The organism is Vibrio hepatarius, from assembly GCF_011806575.1.
GTDB classification, from domain to species: domain Bacteria; phylum Pseudomonadota; class Gammaproteobacteria; order Enterobacterales; family Vibrionaceae; genus Vibrio; species Vibrio hepatarius_A.
Window position 1 is genome coordinate 1 of sequence record NZ_JAATOO010000052.1, and the last position, 6,919, is coordinate 6,919.

The window sequence follows — 6,919 nt, forward strand, 5'->3', positions numbered from 1 at the left end:
ATTTTTTTCTTTTTATTCTTTCTGTCTCCCCCCTCTTTGTTTTTGCTTATCGAATCGCGCTTGATACAAGGCTTCATAACCCTGTTCGTAATTACCTTGGTATTTCTCCACGACTTTATCCGGCGCTTGTAATGGCCAATGCGGTGCAGTGTAGCTAATCACTCCAAAGAAAGGTTTGTCTTGCGCATTTTCGATAAATTCTATTGCTTTATCTGCGTAATATTGGGTGGAGTAATTGAACTCTGCTGGCAATTTGTCGAGCAGCTTTCCATTTACTGAGTAAGGTGCCTTCGCTTCCGGTGTCGGTGAGTATGCGGGCTTCATATCGTCATAGTGACTCGCACCACCGCTGTTAAGAGCGAAAGTGTGTGAGAAGCCACGCTCGAAGGCTCTGTTTTGATCCCCTTTGCTTAAATGCCATTTTCCCGAATAGAAGGTCTCGTAACCCTGTTGTTGCAACGTTTCTGAGATGAGAACAACCTTATCATTGATCATCCCTTCGTAGCCCGGTTGGCCTTCTTGATTCGGCGCCATTTCTTCTAGCATGTTACCCAAACCCGCTTTGTGGCTGTCCACACCTGTCCAAAGCATGGCGCGCGTCGGAGAACACGCCGGGGCCGCTTGCATGTTAGACATAATCACACTTTGGTTGGCAAGCTCGTCCAGGTTCGGGGTCGGTACTTCACTGCCAAATTTACTTAAATCGGAGTAACCCATGTCATCTACGACAACAAATAAGATGTTGGGACGTTCCGCCTCATTTGCATACGCATTAATACCAATTAATGCCGCAATCAATGGAGTTAGCTTCTTCTTCACATTCAATCCTATGTACCATTAAACGGTTATTCTTCAGTTGAAAATCGTACCAACGCATTTGTTTTTGATGAGAGTGTTATCAGGTTGATACATAATTGAGGGGAAGATACTTCTTATCAGCGACGAGCCAATAAGAAGGTATCTAATTTTTCTTGGACTTCCGAAGCAACACTATTTATTGATATTTACGACTTGCAGTAGGCTGTTTTCGAGCAGCCCTTCTAGACCGAATTCAACACCAAAGCCCGACATTTTACAGCCGCCAAAAGGCGCATGAGGCAAGACTTCTGCGTGGCCGTTAATCCACACCGAACCACACTCCAGCTTTGAGGCAAGTTCACTTGCTTGCTCTACATCTCCCCAAACCGAACCGCCTAAGCCAACTTCAACGCTGTTCGCTGCAGCTATAGCATCAGCAATGGTTGTGTACTTGATCACTGGTAGTACTGGACCAAACTGCTCTTCTTCAACCACACGCATTCCACTTCGAGCGTTGCCGATAATCGTAGGTGGGAAGAAATAACCCGGCTTATCTGGTCGCACGCCACCAGAGTAAATGGTCGCGTCCTGCTGTTTCGCATCTTCCACCAGTGCAATCACTTTCTCGAGTTGCTGACTGTTTTGCACCGGACCAAACGTCACGCCTTCTTCACTGCCTTCACCTACGACTTGCTTAGCAGCAATATCGGCCAGCTTTTGACATAGCTCGTCATGCTGAGACTCATGTACATAAAGGCGTTTTAATGCCGCACAAGTTTGTCCCATATTGATGAACGCGGTTGCGAATAGCCCTTCTGCAATCGCCTGCAGATTCGCGCCCGGAAGTACGATACCCGCATCATTACCACCGAGTTCAAGCGTTAAGCGTTTTAGGTTTGTCGCCGCCGCTTGCATGATGTTTTGGCCTGTCGGCGTTGAACCTGTAAACACCAACTTGTTGATGTCTTTATGTTCACTCATTGCACGGCCAATCTCACCGCTACCAGAGACCACATTCAATACACCACTAGGCAATACATCTTGCAGCAGTTGACCGAGTTTCAGCGTATTGATTGGCGTCAACTCTGAGGGTTTCAATACCACTGTGTTGCCCATTCGCAGCGCAGGAATGATGTGCCAGATAGCAATCATCAGAGGCCAGTTCCAAGGCGTAATCGAACCGACAACACCGATCGATTTTCTACGACCTTCGATACGCTTGTTTTCAGAGTCTTCATACACTTCGACCGGAATTTCAATACTCGCGGTGTGTCTTGTCCAAGCCACCGCACCGCCCACTTCCATCTGCGCAAGTTGAAACGGTTTACCTTGCTCTTTCACGATGATGTCGACCAACTCGCCGGCGTTCTGCTCAATCACATCGGCGATTTTGTTGATGTAGCCATCACGCTGTACCTGAGTCAGCGCGCTCCATTGAGGGTACGCCGCTTTCGCGCTCTCAACCGCTTTATTCAGCTGCGCAATTGACGCCACTGGCGCGGTAAACGCTTCTTGCTCATTTGCAGGGTTAAGCACGATGCTTGATGGCATTTCACCTTGTACGGTTTGACCATCAATAGTCAGTCCAAATTGGTTCATAGTGAGTTCCTTTCGTTTCGACGTTCGTTATTGTGTTTTTGTTTGATTATCTCTAACCATGCTGTAAACAAAGATGCCAATAGAAATGACGATCATGCTCAGCAAAGCTAGGCTGATTGGTCTGTCCCAAAAGATTGAGAAGTCACCGTTTGATACTCCGAGTGCTTGCTTGGTACGGGCAAGAAACACCGGACCAAGTACCAAACCTAAGATGATTGGCACGGCGGGGATTTGCTCGCGTTTAAGAATGTAACCAAACACCGCAAAGCCAAGTGCGATAAGCGCATCAGAGAATTGGTAGTTTTGGCTATAGCTACCAATAAAACCAAGTACCAGTATCAGCGCGCCAATAAAGCGTCCGCGAATTCGCGTCAGGTTAGCGATCCATTTGCTGCTGAAAGTCAGGTAGATGAATGCGACGATGTTGATCAAAAACAGCGAGATGTATAAGCCAGAAATAAACTCTGGTCGCTCGGCAAATAAGGTCGGGCCCGGCGTGTAGTTGTGCACCATAAACACAGACAGCAACATAGCCATCAACGCGTCGGCAGGAATACCAAATGCCAACAACGGAACCATGACCGAAGCCGTCACGGCATTGTTCGATGTTTCTGACGCAATCAAGCCCTCTTCTGCACCTTGGCCAAATTTATCTGGGTTTTTAGAGAGTTTTTGTGCCAACGTGTAAGAGAAAAACTGCGAACCAAACTCGCCCACGCCCGGTAGCAATCCCATGATGACACCTAAAATTGCAGAACGGATTGCTGTCCATTTATGCTTGATCACCACCAGCATTCCTGAAAAACGCCCTTTGCCTTCATAGGTTGTGACTTGCGAATCGTTGCCTTTTTGCGATAACAAAACGAATGCTTGGGACATCGCAAAGAGACCAATTACCGTGGGCACCAGTGGTACACCGCCGAACAGCCATTCTTGGTTAAAGGTATACGTCATGGTGTTGTAAGAGCGGTCAATACCGATCGTGCCAAGAAAGATACCTAGACCAAGCATCATCGCCGCTGCAAACGCTTGTTTGTAGTGCGCCATAACGACAAAGATCATCCCAAGTGCAGCTAACATGGCAAACTCGGCCGAGCCAAAATGCATAGCGATTTGTGATAGCAGAGGTGCTAAAAGAACCAGAGACAGCACACTGACCATGCCACCGAAGAAAGACGACGAGTACGCAATTGACAGCGCACGCTTACCCTCGCCTTTTTGCGTCATTGGGTAGCCGTCGTAGGTGGTAAGCACCGCCACGGGCGTGCCGGGGGTATTCATTAATATTGCGGGAATTGCACCACCATACCAAGCGCCGCCGTACACCCCGAGCAGTAAGGTTACCGCTGGTAACGGGTCAAAGTTGAACGTCATTGGCAATAAAATCGCCATTACGCCTGCAGGTTCCAGCCCTGGGATAGAGCCAATCGACACACCAAGAATCGCCCCGAACACAATGGCGAGTACGACTTGCATGGTGAGTATTTCATTGATTCCGAGAAAAATAGTGTCCATATCGATACAACATCCAATTACTACAAGTACATATTGGCAAAGTCAGCCATTTGGTCAGGAAGAAACGAGAACAGCCACACATCAGGCAGCCACAATGCGATCACAACTCTAAACACCAATACGATGATGGCGATGGAGATAAAGGAAGTAATCACCCAAAAGCGAGTGAACAGATTGCTTATCCAAAGCATCGTCAGCACCAAGATAAAACTCGATAGCGCGAAGCCAATCACCGACAAACTGAAGATGTAGAGGAAAAAGAATCCGCTGATGATCACCGCCGTTCGATACCGGCTAATGGCACTAAAGGTCAATTCGATGGGGTTAATGCTTCTCAAGCAATGATAATGCTTAATCGTATTCACCAGCAGGTAAATGCCACTAAACAGAGCAATGATACTTAGGCCTAATAACGGCGCGACGTAAGGCTGCGAGAACCAACCGTGCGCGTTTTTCACCTCTTTTGCCTGACTAGGTTGAAGCATTATCAGTACCACCGAGCCAATAAAAGAAAGCAAGTAAAAATAGTAGTGTGATGGGAGACTCTCTGTCGCAAGATCTGCTTTATCCTCTTGCTCCAGAATCACTTCGTTGATTTCAATCGTCATATGCGTTCAACTCCCTGAAAAAAGGGTGAGTAAATGAACTAGATATGTTTACTCACCCAAAGGACTTATTTCATGTAGTTCAGCAGTTCTTTAGCACTGGCAAAGTCATTATCAATCACTTGCTGCGCTTCTTCGCCACCCATCCAAAAAACGTTGGCACCGGTGTTTTGGCTGATCGCCGTGACTTTGTCGGTCTTAAGCGCTTTTTGAGCAATATCTGCGATCACTTGTTTTACGTTGTCAGGTGTACCTTTTTTAACAAACAGGCCGTTCCATGTCGTTTGTGCTACACCAGTTTGTTCTTTAAGGGTCGGCACGTCTGGGCTGATACTTAAACGTTCGTGCGTAATCGAAGCAATGATCTTCACATCGCCAGACTTCAAACAAGAGAGGATGGTTTGCGTAACGGTATTGACCACGTCCGCATCACCGTTAGCCAATGTCGAACAGTTGATCGCATCAAACGGTGCATTTGACGAGAACTTAATCCCAGCTTGGTCAGCCGCTTTAAACGTGATCGCAGTTGGCAGCGCTTGGTATCCAAAGTGCGCCAGCGACACATTATTGCTTTGCGAGTAATCAGCCAACTCTTTCAAGTTGTTGTATGGCGCATCCGCGTTTGCCGCAATCACAAACGGGTAGTCCAGGAAAATCCCAACAGGCTCGAATGTCGTTTGGTCAAACGGTGCGTTGCCGGAAAGAATGTGCGTAGTGAGGATATCGGCAACGAACGAGCCGATCGTCAGACCATCTGGGCGCGCGCGTGATACCTCTGCCGCACCAATAATTCCAGCACCACCAGGTTTGTTGACCACTGTGGCTGGCTTGCCCGTTTCTTTCGCCATTTCCTCTGCGATGAGGCGAGTCAACACGTCTTCCAAGTCACCCGGAGGCCACGGCACAACGTATTTCACTGGGCGATTAGGGTAGTCTGCTGCAACACTTGTGAGTGGCGCAAAAATCGATGCTAGTGCGATTGCAGTAATCAGTTTAGTCCTTTTCATCATAATTCCTTTTGTACTCTGAAGCTGGTGATGCCCAGCATTTTTTATTTCTTCGCAATTGGTACTATCAATACGGGTACTTCACTTTTCTGCAGCACTTTGTTGGCTGTGGAACCGAGAAATACTCTGGACAATTCGCTGGATTTCCTATTGCCCATCACAATCAGTCCGGCATTAAACTGCTTTGCCGTGTTGATAATTACCTCCTCTGGATTACCGAATTGAACACATATCGAAAACTGAACCTGAATATCCAGATCGGTCAGCTTTTCTTTTATGTATCGATGGATTCGTGTTTTAAGCTTTTCGATTAACTCATGTCTGTGCTGGGCGGAATGCAACTTATCAATATCGCTCGGCAGATAGGAATAAGAAATATCAGGCGTAATCACGTCGGCCTTATTTACCGCATGCACATAGATAATTTTTGATTGATGCTTCACCGCTTGATTAATCGCGGCTTCAAACACTTTACGGCTACCTTTATTCGCATCCGATGCATACACAATTGCTTCAATATCTACTGCCATACCCAATTCCTACCTATTTGACTAAGGTGTTTCCGAGACCAGAAAATGGCACTCACAAGCGGCTAAATCGATATGGGGTCGGATCGATAATCGGATCGTTACCCGTGATTAAATCCGCCGCCAAATGCCCCGCCGCCGGACCAGTACCGAACCCGTGCCCGGAAAAACCTGTTGCTAAGGTTAAGCCCGGTATTGACGCGACATGGTCGATTACTGGGTTCGAGTCTGGCGTTACATCAATCAACCCGGCCCATGCTTCGTCTATCTCGGCTTGTTCAAACACGGGATAGGCTTGGCGTAAATTGCTCATCGCTTCGTTGATGAGACTCAGGTTGTGATTTGGATTAAGCGTCCGGACCCGTTCAAACGGCGTTTCGTTGTGCGGTTTCCAACTGCGCGGCATTTTTAAGTCATCGACGAAGTGCTTACCGAGTTTGATGCGTAAAAAACTACGCTGGTGTTTAAGCTGTTCGAGATAACGGTGGCCAATCAGCAAATGATCAAGGCAGACTGGCGCATCTAAAGCGCCACGTTGCGTGATGACAAAGCCGCCATTGTGGTGCTTACGAAACGAGAAGTTTGACGCGCCAACCGCAATATCAGTCGGACCGTCCATTGGCTTGGTTCTAATCACCGAGCAAATCAGTGGTAGGGTTGGCAATGAGACACCCAAATTACCCAAGAAGCGTCTAGACCACGCACCACCTGCTAACAGTACTTGTTCGCAATTGATTTCACCTAGCTCGGTAACCACACCGCTTACACGGCCAGCCGACATAGCTAGGCTTCGGACTGCGCAGTGCTGCACTACCTGCGCGCCGAGTTCCACTGCTTTTTCTAGGATTTTTACTGTTGCGATACACGG

At 47.7% G+C, this 6,919-nt stretch carries 7 protein-coding genes; all 7 read right to left on the reverse strand.

What is annotated here, in order from left to right; genetic code table 11:
* Window positions 1-12: 12 nt before the first annotated feature.
* Window positions 13-819: a sulfatase-like hydrolase/transferase gene (locus HCZ42_RS21335; protein ID WP_217702309.1), complete on the reverse strand. Its 807-nt coding sequence runs from the start codon at window positions 817-819 to the stop codon at window positions 13-15.
* 171 nt (window positions 820-990) lie between these two features.
* Entirely contained in the window at window positions 991-2,397 is a 1,407-nt protein-coding gene (locus HCZ42_RS21340; protein ID WP_167422684.1) for an aldehyde dehydrogenase family protein, read from the reverse strand.
* Between the two features lie 27 nt (window positions 2,398-2,424).
* The gene (locus HCZ42_RS21345; RefSeq protein WP_167422685.1) at window positions 2,425-3,912 is read right to left on the reverse strand and encodes a tripartite tricarboxylate transporter permease; all 1,488 of its coding nucleotides are present in this window, start codon (window positions 3,910-3,912) and stop codon (window positions 2,425-2,427) included.
* A gap of 20 nt (window positions 3,913-3,932) precedes the next feature.
* Window positions 3,933-4,520 (reverse strand): tripartite tricarboxylate transporter TctB family protein, encoded by a 588-nt coding sequence (locus tag HCZ42_RS21350; RefSeq protein ID WP_167422686.1) that lies wholly within the window; start codon window positions 4,518-4,520, stop codon window positions 3,933-3,935.
* Between the two features lie 65 nt (window positions 4,521-4,585).
* Window positions 4,586-5,527: a tripartite tricarboxylate transporter substrate binding protein gene (locus HCZ42_RS21355; protein ID WP_167422687.1), complete on the reverse strand. Its 942-nt coding sequence runs from the start codon at window positions 5,525-5,527 to the stop codon at window positions 4,586-4,588.
* 41 nt (window positions 5,528-5,568) lie between these two features.
* Window positions 5,569-6,054, reverse strand: a complete 486-nt coding sequence (locus HCZ42_RS21360; protein ID WP_167422688.1) for a universal stress protein — start codon at window positions 6,052-6,054, stop codon at window positions 5,569-5,571.
* A gap of 52 nt (window positions 6,055-6,106) precedes the next feature.
* A partial coding sequence (locus HCZ42_RS21365; protein ID WP_167422689.1) for an NAD(P)/FAD-dependent oxidoreductase occupies window positions 6,107-6,919 on the reverse strand: 813 nt, incomplete at its 5' end.

Bases quoted from the DNA above. Each gene is read 5' to 3' on its own strand.
- HCZ42_RS21355 (WP_167422687.1), bottom strand. From the start codon at position 5,527: ATGATGAAAAGGACTAAACTGATTACTGCAATCGCACTAGCATCGATT.
- HCZ42_RS21350 (WP_167422686.1), bottom strand. From the start codon at position 4,520: ATGACGATTGAAATCAACGAAGTGATTCTGGAGCAAGAGGATAAAGCA.
- HCZ42_RS21340 (WP_167422684.1), bottom strand. From the start codon at position 2,397: ATGAACCAATTTGGACTGACTATTGATGGTCAAACCGTACAAGGTGAA.
- HCZ42_RS21360 (WP_167422688.1), bottom strand. From the start codon at position 6,054: ATGGCAGTAGATATTGAAGCAATTGTGTATGCATCGGATGCGAATAAA.
- HCZ42_RS21345 (WP_167422685.1), bottom strand. From the start codon at position 3,912: ATGGACACTATTTTTCTCGGAATCAATGAAATACTCACCATGCAAGTC.